A 14,859-nucleotide genomic window follows, 5' to 3' on the forward strand; every position below is an offset into this window, starting at 1 on the left:
GGCGCGAGTTGCTCCGACGGTGTGGGTTTGCGGAACCGCCCCGCTGCCCGGACCCGCCTGGCAACATCGCTGCCGCATGGTTATCGATCTGCCGCACAAGGTTTGTCGGGCGATTCGGCGGGATACACATCCACCGGCTGATCCGCTCACCTTCAACGCTGACGGCCGCCAGGTCAGCGCTCACATGACCGCTGCCGCACGCCTTCTGATTTCCCGCACCGAGATTTGCATGCGATTTCCGGTGCGGGAAATCAGAAGGCGTGCGGCGACGTGGCGGAGACGCATCGCGGGCCGGCCGACAGATCGGGACGGCCCATCGGTAAGTCACTGCGGCGGATGGGCAGCGATCCTCAGCGCAGCAGTTCGATCACCGGGGCGAACTGTTCCATGGAGTGCTCGAGCACGGTGATGTAGCTGAAGCCGTAGCGGTCACGATGCGCGCGCACCCGCTCGGCGATCTCCTCGGGCGTACCGATCAGCAGGGTCGGCAAATCCTCGGGATGGTCGGCGACATCGTCGGGCAGCGCGGGCCCGAACAACTCCAGCACCGCGGTGCGTTCTTCCGGCGGCACCACACGCTGGATCAGGATGTTGAATTCGACAGTGTCGGCGCGGGCACCGAGCAGACCGCGCACATACTCGACCTTCTCGCTCATCTCACCGACTCCGGCCAGATGCAGCGGCCCACCGTTCTCCGTGGCCGACGCGCCGGGAAACGCGATGATGTCGGCGTGTTCGGCGGCCAGTCGCAGGATCCGGTTACCCCAGCCCGCGATCAACAGCGGCGGTCCCGACGGTTGTGCCGGCCGCGGCTGATACTCCGGATCGGAAAACAGGGTGCGCAACGTGGTCACCGTGCGCTCGAGATGGTCGACCCGCTTGCCGCCGCTTTCGAAGGGGATGCCCGCGGCCTCGAATTCGGCCTGCACATACCCCGCGCCCAGCCCGATCTCCACTCGCCCGTCGGTGAGTTGATCGGCGCCGGCGATGTCGCGGGCCAGCAGCACCGGATTGTAGAACGGGGCATTGAGCACAAACGTGTTCAACCGGACCCGCTCGGTCACCGCCGCGGCCAGGATCATCGACGGGAACGGCGCCGGGCAGCCCAGGTGATCGGCCACCCCGATCACGTCGAAACCCAGTTCCTCGGCCCTGCGGCATTTTTCGATCCAGTTGCCCCGGGAGTCCGGCGTCACCATGTTGACACCGAACCGGAATGCACGCTGCGCGGTCACGCGTCCCTGTCTACCAGCAGGCGGCGCGCGGCAACAGCACAGCCATCCCGGCGTCGGTCCGCGTTCTGTCCTACAGTGGACGCCAGAGATTTGCTGAACTACCGCTCGTGCTCCGCCACCTGATCCGAGAGGAATAACCAGATGACTGAGCTAGATCCCGTGGTGCAGGAATTCGTCGACGCGCTCAACGCCAACGACCAGGACCGGCTCTTCGCCGCGCTCACCGACGACGCAACCATGTCCGACGACGGCGTGGAACGCAACGTCGGGCAGTGGACCGACTCGGAGGTGTTCGGCAGCAACGGGCACATGAACGTCGAGTCCATCGACGACGGCGGTACCGCGCTGGTCGCCGACTACACCAACTCGCGCTGGGGTTCGATGCGCACCAGCTGGCGGTTCACCGTGCGCGACGGCAAGGTCGCCCGCTTCGAGACCGGGCAGGCGTAACGGACTTGCTTGTGCCGCACCGGACTTGACATTCTGAGCCTCGTGTTCGACGCGCCCCGTTACGGTACGGGTTCCCTGGCCGATGTGTTCCCTTCGCTGCTCGCCGGATTCGGGGTGCCCGGCGAGACGGACCGGCTCGGCCTGGGCATCAGCGCCGAGCGGGTGTGCGTGCTGCTCATCGACGGGCTAGGCGCGCACGCGCTGGCCGCCAACTCCGGTGCGGCGCCGTTCTTGTCGGGGCTGACCTCGGCCACGCTCACCGCCGGGTTCCCAAGCACGACCGCGACGAGTCTCAGTTCGCTCGGTGTGGGTGTGCCGCCCGGTGAACACGGCATCGTCGGCTACCTGGTGCGCGTGCCGGGCCAGGAGCGTCTGGTCAACACGCTGCGCTGGAGTCTGCACGGCGAGGGGCCGAAGGTCGATCTGCTCCGCGATCTGGTCCCCGAGCAATTCCAGCCCACCCCAACGGTATTCGAGCGCGCCGCCGCCCACGGCATCACCGTCACCCAGGTCGCGCCCGGCTATCAGAACGGATCGGGGCTCACCCGCGCCGCCCTGCGCGGCTGCGAATTCCGCCCCAACTTCTCCGTCGGCGACCTCATCGACGGCATCGGCATCGCCCTGCGCACCGGCACCCGCTCGCTGGTCTACGCCTACCACGCCGATCTCGACACCACCGGACACGCCCGCGGCCCGTCCTCGGACGCGTGGTTGTTGGAACTGGCCCACGTCGACCGCATCGCCGCCGAGATCGCCGAACGCCTGCCGCCGGGCGCCGCGCTGCTCGTCACCGCCGACCACGGCATGGTCGAACTCGACGAACGCATCGACTACGACCATCGCCCCGAACTGCGCGACGGCATCCGCCAGCTCGGCGGGGAACCCCGTGTGCGCCACGTCTATACCGAACCCGGCGCCACCGCCGACGTCGCCGCCGCCTGGCGCGAGATCCTCGGCGACGACTTCGCCGTCCTCCCGCGCGCCGAGGTGATCGAGCGCGGCTGGTTCGGCCCCACCGTCACCGCGCCCGTCGCCGAACGCATCGGCGACCTCGTCGTCGCCGCACAGGGCGGCCGCGGCATCATCCGCAGCGGCGCCGAACCCATCCAATCGATCATGATCGGCCACCACGGCTCGCTCACCCCCGCCGAAGTCGACATCCCGCTGTGCACGTTCCGTTCCTGAGCGGTGCGAGGCTCTAGGCTGGACGGCGATCGCCGCGGATCGCCGGGCGACGAAGCATTCAGGAGGAGCACATGAACGCCACGTTGTCACGGACCGGGCGGACCGGCCTCGGGATCGCGGCGGTCGCCCTGATGCTCGCCGGGTGCACCGACGTCCAGCGCGCACTCAACCGCGGCGGCGACACTCCGTGCAGCGAGTACGTCAAGCAGAACCAGGACGACAAGCGCATGACGATCACCAAGTTCGTCAAGCAGCAGACCAACGACGATCACGAACCCGCGGGAACCACCGTCGACGCCACCATGGTCTCGGTCGACATCCTCTGCGGCGGCCAGCGCAACGCCGAGACCCCCATCAAGAACGCCGACGTAGCAGGCATTTTCATCAACAAGTGAGTCGAGGTGCAGTCGATGCCTCGCTGCATCGACTGCACAATCGGTCACTTCGGCGGATGGGCGGTCAACCAGTCGGCGGCTCGTTTGCGGGAGGCGCGGGACAGCCAGGCGTCTTGGACGACCTCGGACAGCTCGGCGAGACTCAGCTCACCGATCCGGCTGCCGCGCACCAGCACCGACGGATGGCCGTCGAAATGCGTGGTGGTGAAGAACGGTAGGCCCGGGTCTTGGACCAGTGCCTGTTTATCCGAGTCCGACGGCACCCAGAAGACGATCACGTCGCTGTAGCGTTCACCGGTCTCGGCATCGAAGGCGTCCGGGCGCGGGGTGCGAAAGAATACGAACGACTTACCGCCGACCTGATACACCGCGTTGCCGGCGGGTCCGTCGACCCGCGTCACATGCGGCATGCCGGTAGCCAGCTTGTGCACGTCGGCAACCTTGGCCCGCCGGGAAACGCTAGCCATACCAGCAGCATAACGGCGCACCCGGCCGATGCCGCGTAGGTAAAACGAGGCCGGAAAACCCGCAGCGCCCTCAACGGGACATCACGGTGCCACTCCTCGCGAATTGCCTCAGCCATGTCCCGCCGGGACGACGCGAATAACCGCGTCCGAAACAGACCGCGCGACCCCACAGCGAACACGCTGTACGCCACGCCGAGACACCCCGCCCCACTCCCATGGGGACCGTTCGGTTTGCCATCAAACCCTCCCGCCGTCGTCGTGCGTACGCCAGAATGAGAGAGCGAATGTGACTTCACACGACGATGGGGTTCCCCGAAGTGGCACAGTTCCGCACCCTGACCCAGCAGCGGGCCGAACTGGAAAAGGAATGGGAGCGCTGGGCTACGGCCCCCAAGATCGCGACTCCGCCGGCTCGAACGACGTTGCTGCGCACCGACGTCGCCCAATCCTGGCAACGCTCGCTGCACACCGTCGACCCGTCGGTCACCGTCGCGCCCGGCCTCGACGACATCGGCGACACCTGGGCCCGATCGCCGTTACGCACTCCGATCACCGACCTGTCCTCGGACCTGCGCAGCATCACCGAGGACGCCGGCTACCTCGCCGTGGTCACCGATGACGCGGGCACCATCATGTGGTCCTGTGGCGACCGCACCCTGCGCAGGCAAGCCGAGGACGTGAACTTCGCCCCCGGCGGCTGCTGGGACGAAACCCACATGGGCACCAACGGATTGTCGCTGGCCCTGCACGACGACCGCCCCTGCTCGGTGTTCTCCGCCGAACACCTCGTCGCCGCCCTGCACGGCTGGGTCTGCTACTCCGCCCCGATCCACGCCCCCGACGGCCGACAGGTCGGTGTGCTCGACCTGTCCAGCTCCTGGGACCGCTCCCACCCCGCCGTGATGACCTCGGTCCGCGCGCTGGTGACCGCCGTGGAAACCATGCTGCGCGTCGCCGAACCCGCGCCCACTCCGGGCGTGCGCCTCGAATGTCTCGGCACCGCACGGCTTCTGCGCGACGGCCGCCCGGTCCCGCTGCCGCCCCGCCAGCTCGAGATCCTCGCCCTGCTGGCCCTGGAACCCGACGGCTTCACCCCCGAACAGCTGCACGCCGCGGTCTACGGCGACCGCGCCGTCTCCACCAGCACTCTCAAAGCCGATGTCTCCCACCTGCGCCGGGCCACCGGCGGGGAGATCACCAACCGCCGCTATCTGCTCACCGGACCGGTCGCCTGCGATGCGGTGGACTTGCTGGCCGCCGTCGCGGCCGGCGACACCACCTCCGCGGTGTGGCTCTATCGCGGCCCGCTGCTGCCCGGCTCGGACACCCCGGGCGTGGTGCAGTGGCGCTCGTATCTCGATGTCGGCGTGCGCAATGCGGTCCTGGCCAGCGATCGAGCCGAACACGCTGTCGCCTTCGGGGAACGTTCGCCCGGCGATATCGAGGTGCACGAGCACGCCCTGCGCCTGCTGCCGATCGACGACGTGCGCCGCGCCGTGGTCGCCGCCCGGTTGCACACCGCGCTGCGCAGCTGAGGCCCGCGGTTGCGAAGGTTGAACCTTCCACACCAACCTCGCGCCAACCTTCACCGTCCATAGTGGCCCTCTCAGAGTAAATCTGTGAGGAGCGAAGCCATGATCTACGCCAGACCGGGGTCCGACTCCGGCATAGTCAGCTACGCCACCCGGTACGACAACTTCATCGACGGCGACTGGGCCGCACCCATCGAAGGCCGCTACTTCGACAACCCCTCGCCGGTCGACGGCGAAACGTTCTGCGCGATAGCCCGATCCAGCGCCGCCGACATCGACCTGGCCCTGGAGGCCGCCCACGCCGCGGCCCCGCGCTGGGCCGCCACCTCACCCGCGCAGCGCGCCGCCGTCCTGCACCGGATCGCCGACCGGATCGAAGGCAGCCTCGAACCCCTCGCGATCGCCGAGACCTGGGACAACGGCAAACCGGTCCGCGAAACCCTGGCCGCGGACCTCCCGCTGGCCGTCGATCACTTCCGCTACTTCGCCGCCGCCATCCGCGCCCAAGAGGGCAGCGTCGCCGAAATCGACGGCGACACGGTCGCCTACCACTTCCACGAACCGCTCGGCGTGATCGGGCAGATCCTGCCGTGGAACTTCCCGATCCTGATGGCCGCGTGGAAGATCGCGCCCGCGCTGGCCGCGGGCAACTGCATCGTGCTCAAGCCCGCCGAGCAGACCCCGGCCTCGATCATGCTCGTCGTCGAGCTGATCGCGGACCTGCTGCCGCCGGGAGTGCTCAACGTGGTCAACGGATTCGGCGTCGAAGCCGGGAAACCCCTGGCGTGCAGTGCGCGGGTGGCGCAGCTGGCGTTCACCGGCGAGACCACCACCGGGCGGCTGATCATGCAGTACGCCAGCGAGAACATCGTCCCGATCTCCTTGGAGCTCGGCGGTAAGAGCCCCAACATCTTCCTGCCCGACGTCATGGCCGAGGACGACGCGTTCCTGGACAAGGCGATCGAGGGCTTCGGCATGTTCGCCTTCAACCAGGGCGAGGTGTACGCCTGCCCGTCGCGCGCGCTGATCCACTCCTCGATCTACGACGAATTCCTGTCCCGTTGCGTGGCCCGGACCGAGGCGATCACCGGCGGCGACCCGCTCGACGACGCCACCATGATCGGCGCCCAGGCCAGCAACGACCAATACGAGAAGATCCTGTCCTACATGGACATCGGCAGGCAGGAGGGCGCCCGCGTCCGCACCGGCGGCGAGGCACGCAAGGTCGAAGGTCTACCCGGCGGCTACTACATCCAGCCGACCATCTTCGAGGGCAACAACACCATGCGGGTGTTCCAGGAGGAGATCTTCGGACCGGTGGTCGCGGTGACCCGGTTCGACACCGTCGAGGAAGCGGTGCGCATCGCCAACGACACCCTCTACGGCCTCGGCGCCGGGGTGTGGACCAGGGATGGCGGCACCGCTTACCGGATGGGGCGCGCGATCAAGGCCGGCCGGGTCTGGACCAACTGCTATCACGCCTTCCCCGCGCACGCCGCGTTCGGCGGCTACAAGAAATCCGGCATCGGCCGGGAGAGCCACAAGATGATGCTGAATCACTACCAGCAGACCAAGAACCTGCTGGTCAGTTATTCACCGACGAAGCTGGGGTTCTTCTGATGCAGCAATATCGAACCCACCGGGTCGCCATCACCGAGCGAGCCCGAACCGTGTTGCGGCAGTTGATCGAATGCCACGGCGCGGTGCTGTTCCACCAGTCCGGCGGCCGCGCCGAGGGCAGTTCGCCGGTGTGCCTGCCGGTGCGCGAGTTCCGCATCGGCGGCGCGGACGTGCTGCTGGGCTATCTGCCCTGGCACACCGAATTCTGGATGAGCGCCGAGCAATACGAGCTGTGGAAGCACACCCACGTCACCGTCGACGTGGTGAACGGGCGCGGCAGCAGCTGCTCGCTGGAAGCGCCCGAGAATGTGCGGTTCCTGCTGCGTTCGCGGCTGCTCACCGACGAGGAGGTGGCCACCATGCCGCCGCCGTGCACCGGTGCCGATCGGCTGACCTAGACCACCGGTGGCCCCGAGACCGCGCGATCGGAACGAACGATCGCACGGCACGGGCGTGCTCCGCACCCGCCGCGGCCATGTGCGGGTCGGAGGGTACGCGCGCCCGTCGGGGCGACCGGCCGGCGGCGTCCGCCAGGTGGCGCACGACCACCTGGCGGACGCTGGCTCAGCGACCGGGCAGGAACCGCAGGCTGCGCGCGACCGTCATCAGGAACCGCTGCCACTTGTCCTGCGAAACCATCGGCGGCGCATCCAGATTCAGGAACCGGGTGACCACGACGGTCTGCGGCTCGGTGAACTTGAGCAACCCGTCCGGACCGTGACGGCGGCCGACCCCGGAGATGCCCATGCCGCCCATCGGCGCGGCCGTGCTGCCCCACGCGGGCGCGTAACCCTCATCGACGCAGACCGTGCCCGCGTGCAACTGTGCGGCGATGCGTTCACCTTCGGACTTGCTCGACGCCCACACGCTGGCGTTGAGCCCGTACTCGGTGTCGTTGGCCAGCCGGATCGCCTCGTCGACGGAGTCGACCGGGTAGATCGAGACCAGCGGGCCGAAGGTTTCGTTGCGCCCGCACTCCATCTCGTCGGTCACGTCCGCGAGCACGGTCGGCTCGAAGAACAGCGGACCCAGGTCCGGGCGCGCCTTGCCGCCGGCCAGCACCTTCGCGCCCTTGGAGGTGGCGTCGGCGACATGCTTGGTCACCGTCTCGAGCTGCGCCTCGGAGATCAGCGACCCGATATCGGCGGAATAGTCATAGGTGGCACCGAGTTTCGCGGCCTCGACCGCGGCGACGAACCTCTCGGTGAACTCCGCGGCGACCGAACGTTCGACATAGAGCCGTTCGATCGAGATGCACAGCTGGCCGGCATTGGAGAAGCACGCGCGCACCGCGGCCTTGGCGACCTTGTCCAGGTTCGCGCCCTTGGCCACGATCATCGGGTTCTTGCCGCCGAGCTCGGCGGAGAATCCGATCAGCCGCCGCCCGCACTGCTCGGCCAGGGTGCGCCCGGTCGCGGAGGATCCGGTGAACATCAGGTAGTCGCACTGGTCGACGATGGCGGTGCCGACCACGGTACCCGGGCCCGGCACGACGGCCAGCAGATCGCGCGGCAGCCCTGCACGGTAGAGCAGTTCGGCGTTGGCCAGCGAGGAGAACGGCGTCTGGCTGTCCGGCTTGACCACCACGGCGTTGCCGGCGATCAACGCCGGAATCGAGTCACCGATCGAGAGCAGCATCGGATAGTTCCACGGCGCGACGACCCCGACGACACCCTTGGGCTGGGTCCGCACCGAGGTGCGGTTCAGTACCGGGAAAGCGCCCGGAACACTGTGCGGGGCAAGCAGTTTCGCGGCGTTCCTGGCGAAGTAGCGGGCCGCGAAGATCAGGCCCATGATCTCTTCCTGGGCCGCCCAGCGCGCCTTGCCGGTCTCGGCCTGCACCACGTCCATCAGGAACTCGCGGTGCTCCACGATCAACGCCCGATACCGCTCGAGCACCGCCGCGCGATCGGCGACCGGCCGCGCGGCCCACCGCGCCTGCGCGGCCCTGGCCTTCTCGAACGCCACCGCCACATCCTCGGCCGTGCCGACGGGCACGCTGCCCAGCGGCGTGCCGGTGAACGTCTCGGCAATCGTCTTGCGCGAACGAGCGTCGGGACCGTCGATCGCGGCCAGCGCGCTCAGACGATCGAAGACGGCGGCTTGCGGCGCGGGCATCGTTGCCTCCTACGTGTGTGTCGATGCGATCTCGTGTAACCGCGAGATACACACAATCTACGCCGGAGAGCAGGACAACAACGCAGGTATATCGGCCAACCGTGCAACAGTTCGAGCCGACGGCATCCTCAAGCGGTGAGCCATGCTTGTCGGAACTTCTCCCGATCCGCCGAACCCGCGGATTGCCACACCCAGGTCAAGATGCCGATTGCCATGGCGATCACCTGTTCGAACAGGTTGGCCACCAGGGCAAGAAGGTCATCGAATCGAAGTTCATCGACTTGGGGAGGCGCGTTCTTCCCATACACGTGGTTTATCAGCACACGGTCGCCGTCGACCATGTAGTCGTAATGTGCCGAGGCGTTACGCAGGAGTGGATCGATCCCATCGGCCAGCCCCGGCAATTCGGCACGGAGGCCTTTCAGCACCGTAGGAAAGCCGCGATGCCTGCCGCGGGCCTCGGTGTCGAAGGCAAACTCCGCTCCAGTCGAGATCTTGCTCGCAATCACGACGATCTGGCCGTAGAGCTGATAGGGACCCTCGGCAACTCGCATGCTGATGTCGAGGGCGTCATCGACCCATCCTCGCCGTTGCCGCGAGCTTTCGATCAGGCGAACCAGCCGCTCATGCTGCTCGACGACCTTGCGCCAGGCCGTCGCGCTCTGTGCCACGAATTCATCGAGCGCGGTCGTCCAGTCCGGTGCGGCCTGAGTCGCCGCGTCGAGTGCGGACCGCGTCAGCGCGACACGCTCGGCTCGCCGTCTGGGATCGTGCATGCTCCTGGACGTCGCGGCCAGTGGCAGGAGTGGCCGGAGCAGAACCGGGTCCTTGGCGGCCAGGTCGCTCAGCTCGGCGAAGACGGCCGCTGCCGCGGATCCGCTGAGCAGAAATTCCGGCTCCTGATGCAATGGTTGCAGCAAGCTACATGCTTCGGCGACGGTCGAACCGGACGAGTCCAGAAGTTCCTGGCCGCGTTTCATCCGCTCGATCGCGACGCTGATTGTCGGCGCGGTCAGTGTCGTGAAGAAGTCGATGATCGCCGATGCGAACATGAGGACACCGTGGATCAGTGTGCGGTGGGTGGCGAGCAGATGCGGCGGACCGGGATTTCGCTTGAGCGACAGGGAAACATCGATCACCTCGTTCGCCAAGGTCAGCAGGTTCGTCCACGCCAGCCGGGTGTGCTCGGCCTCTGGGTCGCTGAAATCCCCGCTGCCCATCTCGGCGGGGAGCGCATCTGCCCACCGCACAAAGTTCGGCAGCATCAGCGTTCTGAGCCACACCTCGTACCGGCCGTCGGGCCCGCGCGCTCCTCGATCCGAATGCGCGCAGTTGTGGGCATATTCGAGCCGTTCCTGGAGACGAACGAGGTCGGCGCCGAAGTGCCGAACCCGGGCTTCGACGTGACGATCGGGCAGATCGTGCGCGGATCCACAACCGGGGCAGGCACTCTCACCGCGATCCAAGCTGTAGATCGCGCCGCAGTCTTCACATCCGAAGACCCCATAGCTCAGCGTGAATCCTTTGTCGGTGCGCGGAGGTCCGCCGGGAACCAGCGTCTGTGAACCACAGATAGTGCACTGGGACAACGTGTCCAGAGACAGGGTCACACCGCAACGCGTGCATGTTTGCAATCAGTGCCTCCCCCGGTGTCGCCCGTCTCGGCGATCCGGAAATCATACGTCGGCGGTGATCGCCGCCTACTCGGCGGGTTTTGACGCTTGTGCGTGCCCCTCAGCGCGGTCAGGGCGGCAAAGTCAATTCCAGTCCCACTCACCGGGACACAACGGCCGTGCGGTTCGTTTTGTGGTTTAGGTTGTGCCGATGTTCAGAGCGAGGCTCGGGGTTCGTACGCGGATTCTGGCAATCGCGCTCATTCCGAGCTTGACTCTGCTTGTAGTCGGCGTGGGCGCAGCGGGGTATCTGGTAGCCGAGGGGACCAAGGCCAAGGAATGGGCGGTCCAGAATCAGAACGCCATCCCGCACACCAGGGAGTTGATGGAGGCGGTTCAGCAGGAACGCCGCCTGACCCTGGCTCAGCTCGCCGGTGACGACACCGTGCCCCCGGCCCTGGCCGCGGCGCGGATCCGCCTCGACGGCGCCATGCGCGGACTGATCGAGGTCTCCACCGGCCTGCGCGAGGTCGACGACTCCAAGATCGGCGACGACGTCGCGGGCTTCAACACCCTGCTCAGCCAGATGACGCAGGTCCGCATGGCCACCGACGCGGCCCAGCTGCAACCGTCGGACGCCTACATGTTCTACAACCGCATCCTCGACGTCATCTCCGTCGGCACCGAGATCGCCGAGCAGTCCGCACCCGACACCGAGATCGGCGTCGCCATAGCCGACGGCATGCGCTTCCTCAACGCCGCGGAATCGATGGCGCGCAGCAACGCCCTCGGCGTCATGCTCGCCACCACCACCGGGCCCACCCCGATCCCGATTGAGGAGTTCCTGCGTCAGGTCGGCTTCTACCACAACGAGATCGGCAACCTGTCCGCCGAATTCCCCACCGGCCCCATGCACGACCGGCTCCAGCAGCTCACCGGCAGCACCAACTGGCAGCAGCTCTCGCTGATGGAAACCGCACTCGCGCAACGCTATTTCGCCGCGCAGGCCAACGCCGCCACCAGCACGTCGAGCGGATCGAACTCATCGAACGGTTCGTCGAGTAGTTCGTCGAGCACCGCCACCGGCAGTTCGAAACTGCCCGCGCTGCCGCTGTCGACCACCGACTGGCAGAACGCCGCCGCCGAGGTGAACCGCTCGATGATCGACGTGTGGATCTCGCAGAACCGGCGCTCCCAGGAACTGGCCGAAGAGAAGGCCGACACCTCCGCCGCCAATTCCCTCTACGCCGGCGGCGGCGTGCTGGTGGTCAGCATCGCGGCCTTCCTGATCGCCCTCGTGCTGGCCAACCGGATCATCCGCAGGCTCAAGCGACTGCGCAAGCAAACCTTCGCCCTCGCCGACGAGCGACTACCGGACACGATGCGCAGGCTCAACGCCGGCGAAACCATCGACCCCGCGGCCGAAACCCCGGTCCTGGACTTCGGCCACGACGAAATCGGCCAGGTGGCCCGCGCGTTCCAGCACGCACACGCCGCCGCCATCGCCGCCGCGGTCGCCGAGGCCCGCACCCGCGAGGGCGTCAAGGCGGTGTTCCTCAACATCGCCCACCGCAGCCAGATCGTGGTGCACCGCCAGCTCGAGATCCTCGACGAAGCCGAACGCCGCCAAGAAGATCCGGCCCTGCTCGACACCCTGTTCCGGCTCGACCACCTGGCCACCCGCGAACGCCGCAACGCCGAGAATCTGACCATCCTCGGCGGCGGCCAGCCCGGCCGGCAGTGGCGCAACCCGGTGCCGCTGATGGATCTGGTGCGCAGCTCGGTCGGGGAAACCCTCGACTACGCCCGGGTTCGGGTGTCACGGCTGCCGGAGGTGCACGTCGTCGGCACCGTCGTCGCCGACCTCATCCACCTGCTCGCCGAACTCGTCGACAACGCCACCGCCTTCTCCCCGCCGCAGTCGCGGGTCGAGGTCAGCGGCAACGTGGTCGGCAAGGGCGTGGTCACCGAGATCAGCGACCAGGGCATGGGCATGCCCGACAGCGAACTCACCCGGCTCAACGACATGCTGCGCACCCCACCGGATTTCGGTGTCGCCGCACTGTCGGCCGATTCACGCCTGGGCCTGTTCGTGGTCGCCCAGCTCGCGGTGCGCCACGGCGTGACCGTGCGGCTCTCGGAATCCGACTACGGCGGCATCAAGGCGATCGTGCTCATCCCGTCCGCGCTGATCGTCGCCGATTCCATTGCGCCGCAATCACCTTCGGAACTGACCGACCCCGGCCGCCGGCGCCGCCTGGCCGCACCGATGACCAGCGAACCCGCCGAAGCCGCCCAGCCGGTCACCGGTTCGGTCGCGACCCTGGCCCTCGAATCCCCCGCGCCCTACAGCCCACGACCACACATCCCACCCGCGCCGCAGCCCGACGGCGACGGACGGCCCGCCCTGCCCCGCCGCAGCAGGCAGACCAACCTGGCGCCGGAACTGGCCGAGCCCACACCCGCGCAACCCGCCCCCGCGGCGCCGGCCCGCTCGGCCGAACAAGCTCGTGATCTGATGTCCGCGATCGAGAACGGGACCAGGCAGGGCCGACGCTCCGCCGCCATCCCGGACGAACAGGAAGGTTAGGGGTGTCCTCTTCTCCCACAGGTGATCTCAATTGGCTGCTCGACGATCTCGTCGACCGGCTGGCCGGGGTACGCCACGCGGTGGTGCTGTCCACCGACGGACTGTTACTGGGGCGCTCCAGCGCGATGACTCGGGAAGACGCCGAACACTTCGGCGCGATGTCCTCGGCGCTCTACGGTCTCGCGCGCAGCGCGGGCAACCGATTCGACGGCGGCGGCGTGCGCCAGGCCGTCATCGAACTCGACCGGGCCGTGCTGTTCGTCACCTCCGCCGGCGACAACGCCTGTCTCGCACTGCAAGCGATCGAGTCCGCGAACCTGGGCATGGTGGCCTACGAGATGAACCTCACCGTCCAGCGCGTCGGCAACTACCTGTCCACCACGCCACGGCACGACCTCGTCGGACAGGGTGAATCGAATCTGTCATGACCCACCCGCGTGAGCCCTGGTTCGACGAAGCGGCAGGCCCGCTGGTCCGCCCGTACGCGGTGACGCGCGGGCGCACCACCGGAGCCGGTCCCGAACTGGACATGCTCACGTCCGTGGTCACCGACGACTCGGCGGGCGCCTCTCGCCGGATGGAACCCGAATACGCCGATATCCTTCGGCTGTGCCGTGTTTCGCAAACGGTGGCCGAAGTATCGGCACAGTTGCGTTTACCGCTCGCGGTGACGAAGATCCTCGTCGGCGATCTAATCGGCGACGGGCACCTCATATTCCGGGCTCCCGTCCCGACGGAAGCCGGGCCCGAAGACCTCAACATATTGCGAGCGGTACTGGATGGAATCCGAAAACTTTGACCCCAGCGGCACGCCGCACCTGGCCGCCTCGGTCAAGATCCTCGTCGCCGGCGGGTTCGGTGTCGGCAAAACGACCATGGTCTCGGCGATCAGCGAGGTCGCGCCCCTGCGCACCGAGGAGCTGATCACCGAGGTCAGCACCGGCGTCGACGACCTGTCCGGCGTCGAACAGAAGACCACGACCACGGTCGCACTGGACTTCGGCAGGCTCACCATCGACCGGGACCTGGTGCTGTATCTGTTCGGCACACCGGGACAGGACCGCTTCTGGTTCCTCTGGGACGAACTGGCCCGCGGCGCGCTCGGCGCGGTCGTGCTGGCCGACACCCGCCGACTCGGCAATTCCTTTGCCGCCGTTGACTTCTTCGAGCGGCGGCGGTTGCCGTTCATCGTCGGGGTCAACTGTTTCGACGGTGCGCCGGTCTACACGATCGACGAGGTGCGCGACGCGCTCGACCTCGATCCCAACACCCCCGTGCTGTTGTGTGACGCGCGCGACCGCGGTTCGTGCAAGACGGTGCTGATGACGTTGGTGGAGCACCTCATCGAGCGCGTGCAGCGGCCGATCGTCACCACCTGAGTTCCCCGACAGCCCCGAACGGTTCGGGGCTGTCGGGCACACACCGTTCGAAGAGAGTCAGGTTTTATGCGTATCGAACGAACCCTTGCCGCCGTGGTGGTTTCCGGCGCCCTCGTGTTGCCGGCCGCGCCCGCCGTCGCCGCACCCGAGGCCATGCCGGTGGGCGCGGTCGCGCAGGAGTCCGGATCGGCCACCTACGCACGCGAATTCGTCTACTTCGTCGTGTGCCTGATCAAGGGGCAGTTCGTGGGGTCGAAGTTCCCGCTCTGCTGAGC

15 protein-coding genes are annotated in these 14,859 nt (G+C 67.5%); 11 read left to right on the forward strand and 4 right to left on the reverse strand.

Annotated elements, in window-relative coordinates:
• Positions 1 to 350: 350 nt before the first annotated feature.
• Positions 351 to 1,235, reverse strand: coding sequence for an LLM class F420-dependent oxidoreductase (locus AB0M22_RS28815; RefSeq protein WP_364733303.1), 885 nt, complete (start codon positions 1,233 to 1,235; stop codon positions 351 to 353).
• 141 nt (positions 1,236 to 1,376) lie between these two features.
• Here AB0M22_RS28815 and AB0M22_RS28820 point away from each other — a divergent pair, with 141 nt between their 5' ends.
• The 3 genes from AB0M22_RS28820 to AB0M22_RS28830 all read left to right on the forward strand — a co-directional run bounded on the left by AB0M22_RS28820 (position 1,377) and on the right by AB0M22_RS28830 (position 3,265).
• Positions 1,377 to 1,685 (forward strand): nuclear transport factor 2 family protein, encoded by a 309-nt coding sequence (locus tag AB0M22_RS28820; protein WP_150401486.1) that lies wholly within the window; start codon positions 1,377 to 1,379, stop codon positions 1,683 to 1,685.
• A gap of 42 nt (positions 1,686 to 1,727) precedes the next feature.
• Positions 1,728 to 2,870, forward strand: a complete 1,143-nt coding sequence (locus tag AB0M22_RS28825; protein ID WP_364733306.1) for a nucleotide pyrophosphatase/phosphodiesterase family protein — start codon at positions 1,728 to 1,730, stop codon at positions 2,868 to 2,870.
• Between the two features lie 71 nt (positions 2,871 to 2,941).
• On the forward strand, positions 2,942 to 3,265 hold the full coding sequence (locus AB0M22_RS28830) for a hypothetical protein (RefSeq protein ID WP_364733309.1): 324 nt from the start codon (positions 2,942 to 2,944) through the stop codon (positions 3,263 to 3,265).
• Between the two features lie 44 nt (positions 3,266 to 3,309).
• On the opposite strand, the gene AB0M22_RS28835 is transcribed toward AB0M22_RS28830, so the two are convergent.
• Positions 3,310 to 3,732 (reverse strand): hypothetical protein, encoded by a 423-nt coding sequence (locus tag AB0M22_RS28835; RefSeq protein ID WP_364733311.1) that lies wholly within the window; start codon positions 3,730 to 3,732, stop codon positions 3,310 to 3,312.
• A 317-nt stretch (positions 3,733 to 4,049) separates the two neighbouring features.
• Between AB0M22_RS28835 and AB0M22_RS28840 the strand changes: the two genes are divergently transcribed.
• From AB0M22_RS28840 to AB0M22_RS28850, 3 genes are all read left to right on the forward strand, one after another.
• Positions 4,050 to 5,267 carry a transcriptional regulator gene (locus tag AB0M22_RS28840; protein ID WP_364733314.1) on the forward strand — a complete coding sequence of 406 codons (1,218 nt, stop codon included), beginning with the start codon at positions 4,050 to 4,052 and terminating at the stop codon, positions 5,265 to 5,267.
• Between the two features lie 99 nt (positions 5,268 to 5,366).
• Positions 5,367 to 6,884, forward strand: a complete 1,518-nt coding sequence (locus AB0M22_RS28845) for an aldehyde dehydrogenase family protein (RefSeq protein WP_364733316.1) — start codon at positions 5,367 to 5,369, stop codon at positions 6,882 to 6,884.
• Positions 6,884 to 7,282, forward strand: coding sequence for a DUF779 domain-containing protein (locus AB0M22_RS28850; RefSeq protein ID WP_364733319.1), 399 nt, complete (start codon positions 6,884 to 6,886; stop codon positions 7,280 to 7,282). The genes AB0M22_RS28845 and AB0M22_RS28850 overlap by 1 nt, the downstream gene beginning before the upstream one ends.
• Before the next feature lie 166 nt (positions 7,283 to 7,448).
• Here AB0M22_RS28850 and AB0M22_RS28855 read toward each other — a convergent pair whose 3' ends face one another.
• A complete protein-coding gene (locus tag AB0M22_RS28855) occupies positions 7,449 to 9,002 on the reverse strand; it encodes a succinic semialdehyde dehydrogenase (RefSeq protein ID WP_364733322.1) in 1,554 nt (517 codons plus the stop codon).
• A 128-nt stretch (positions 9,003 to 9,130) separates the two neighbouring features.
• Positions 9,131 to 10,153, reverse strand: coding sequence for a hypothetical protein (locus AB0M22_RS28860; protein ID WP_364733324.1), 1,023 nt, complete (start codon positions 10,151 to 10,153; stop codon positions 9,131 to 9,133).
• A 733-nt stretch (positions 10,154 to 10,886) separates the two neighbouring features.
• Between AB0M22_RS28860 and AB0M22_RS28865 the strand changes: the two genes are divergently transcribed.
• From AB0M22_RS28865 to AB0M22_RS28885, 5 genes are all read left to right on the forward strand, one after another.
• A complete protein-coding gene (locus AB0M22_RS28865; RefSeq protein WP_364733327.1) occupies positions 10,887 to 13,205 on the forward strand; it encodes a nitrate- and nitrite sensing domain-containing protein in 2,319 nt (772 codons plus the stop codon).
• A 2-nt stretch (positions 13,206 to 13,207) separates the two neighbouring features.
• Complete coding sequence (locus AB0M22_RS28870) at positions 13,208 to 13,633, forward strand: roadblock/LC7 domain-containing protein (RefSeq protein WP_364733329.1); 426 nt, start codon at positions 13,208 to 13,210, stop codon at positions 13,631 to 13,633.
• On the forward strand, positions 13,630 to 14,004 hold the full coding sequence (locus tag AB0M22_RS28875; protein ID WP_364733331.1) for a DUF742 domain-containing protein: 375 nt from the start codon (positions 13,630 to 13,632) through the stop codon (positions 14,002 to 14,004). Before AB0M22_RS28870 ends, AB0M22_RS28875 begins: the two co-directional genes overlap by 4 nt.
• Positions 13,985 to 14,584 carry an ATP/GTP-binding protein gene (locus AB0M22_RS28880; RefSeq protein WP_364733333.1) on the forward strand — a complete coding sequence of 200 codons (600 nt, stop codon included), beginning with the start codon at positions 13,985 to 13,987 and terminating at the stop codon, positions 14,582 to 14,584. The genes AB0M22_RS28875 and AB0M22_RS28880 overlap by 20 nt, the downstream gene beginning before the upstream one ends.
• Before the next feature lie 66 nt (positions 14,585 to 14,650).
• Positions 14,651 to 14,857, forward strand: a complete 207-nt coding sequence (locus AB0M22_RS28885) for a hypothetical protein (protein WP_364733336.1) — start codon at positions 14,651 to 14,653, stop codon at positions 14,855 to 14,857.
• The last annotated feature ends 2 nt before the right edge of the window (positions 14,858 to 14,859 follow it).

It is taken from the genome of Nocardia sp. NPDC051756 (genome assembly GCF_040681495.1).
GTDB lineage: Bacteria > Actinomycetota > Actinomycetes > Mycobacteriales > Mycobacteriaceae > Nocardia.